This is a genomic window from Kitasatospora sp. NPDC058492 (assembly GCF_042720685.1).
Lineage (GTDB): Bacteria > Actinomycetota > Actinomycetes > Streptomycetales > Streptomycetaceae > Kitasatospora.
Map to the genome: position 1 here is coordinate 1 of NZ_JBHXMU010000152.1, position 1,523 is coordinate 1,523.

A 1,523-nucleotide genomic window follows, 5' to 3' on the forward strand; every position below is an offset into this window, starting at 1 on the left:
CGGAAGATTTCAAGTCCAGTGAGACGGTCGGGATGTTAGGAGGTTTGTGGGGCGGGTTCCCTGCGCTTGCTGGGGTCGTTGATCCATGCTGTCTGCGGGATCTCGGGCGGTCGGGGACGGCGGCCGAAGCGTTCGGGATGCCGGGCGTATGCCTCGGCAAGGGTGACGGCCCGCTGGTCGCGGACCTCCTCGGCGGTGCCGAAGTGGACGCTGGCGGGCGTGTGGAGGCCGATTCCCGAATGCCGGTGCTCGTGGTTGTAGTACGAGATGAAGGCGTCGAACCATTCCCGGGCGTGGGCCAGGGAGTCGAACCGCTGTGGGAAGTCGGCCATGTACTTGGTGGTCTTGAACTGGGCCTCGCTGTACGGGTTGTCGTTGGAGACCTTGGGACGCGAGTGGCTTCGGGTGACGCCGAGGTCGATCAGCAGTTGGGAGACCTTCTTGGAGGTCATCGAAGTGCCGCGGTCGGCGTGCACGGTCTCGGGAACGATGCCGTTGCGCTCGATTGCCTCGCGGATCAACTCTTCGGCCCGTTCGGCTGATTCGGCCAGTTCGACGGTGTGACCGACGATGTAGCGGCTGAAGATGTCGATGATGACGTAGGCGTGGTACCAGATGCCCTTGCGGGGGCCGGCCGCTTTGGTGATGTCCCAGGTGAACACCTGGGAGGGGCCGTCGGCGACCAGTTCGGGCACCGTCTTGGCCGGGTGGGTGGCCTGGCGGCGGCGCTCACCCGACTGCCCCCGCTCGCGCAGGATCCGGTACATCGTGGAGACCGAGCAGTGGTAGCGCCCGGTGTCCAGCTCGCGGGCCCAGATCTGCGCGGGAGGCAGTTCGGCGTACTCGGCGCTGTTCATCAACGCCAGGACCGCATCTCGCTCTTCGGCCGTCAGGGCCGACGGCTGGACCTGCGGGGACCTGGGCCCGCGCGGGGGAGGCGGCTTCAGCCTGCGGTAGTGGGTGGCCCGGGAGCGGCCGGTCAACCGGCACGCGGCCGTGATGCCCAGCTCGTGTTCGACGGCGGTGAACGCCTCGTCCACGACGGGATCAGCGGCGTGCCTCAGTCCGCGCTCTCGGAGATCATTTCCAAGAGCGCCGACGCTTTTCCCAGAACCTCCAACGCGGCCTTGTTCCGGGCGAGCTCCTTCTCCAGCCGTTCCACCTGCCGGCGCAGTTTCTCGTTCTCGACCTCGGCGGCGGACTTCTTCGGACGGGCCGGGCTCGTGCGCCGGTCGACCAGGTTCTCCAGGGCCCCGGCGTCGCGCGCGGCCCGCCACTCGGTGACGTGCGAGTGGTACAGGCGCTCGCGGCGCAGGACCGCGCCCTTCTCGCCCTCGGGCGCGGCGTCGTACTCGGCGACGATCCGCAGCTTGTACTCGGGACTGAACGTGCGGCGTTTCGGCCGGGGAGCCGGGTCGGCTGCGGACGGATTGGTGCTGGTCATCAGGGGTGGAACTCCTACTCGGGCCCTCTCAGGCTAACCCGACAAAGCGGGATGTCTCACCCAAGGCTGACAGAGAGGG

At 67.8% G+C, this 1,523-nt stretch carries 2 protein-coding genes; both read right to left on the bottom strand.

Annotation, left to right across the window (positions count from 1 at the left end; translation table 11 throughout):
• Nucleotides 1–35: 35 nt before the first annotated feature.
• Nucleotides 36–1,040 carry an IS3 family transposase gene (locus ACFWPI_RS39545; RefSeq protein WP_380381110.1) on the bottom strand — a complete coding sequence of 335 codons (1,005 nt, stop codon included), beginning with the start codon at nt 1,038–1,040 and terminating at the stop codon, nt 36–38.
• A 20-nt stretch (nt 1,041–1,060) separates the two neighbouring features.
• Entirely contained in the window at nt 1,061–1,444 is a 384-nt protein-coding gene (locus ACFWPI_RS39550) for a transposase (protein WP_380381112.1), read from the bottom strand.
• Nucleotides 1,445–1,523 lie beyond the last annotated feature (79 nt).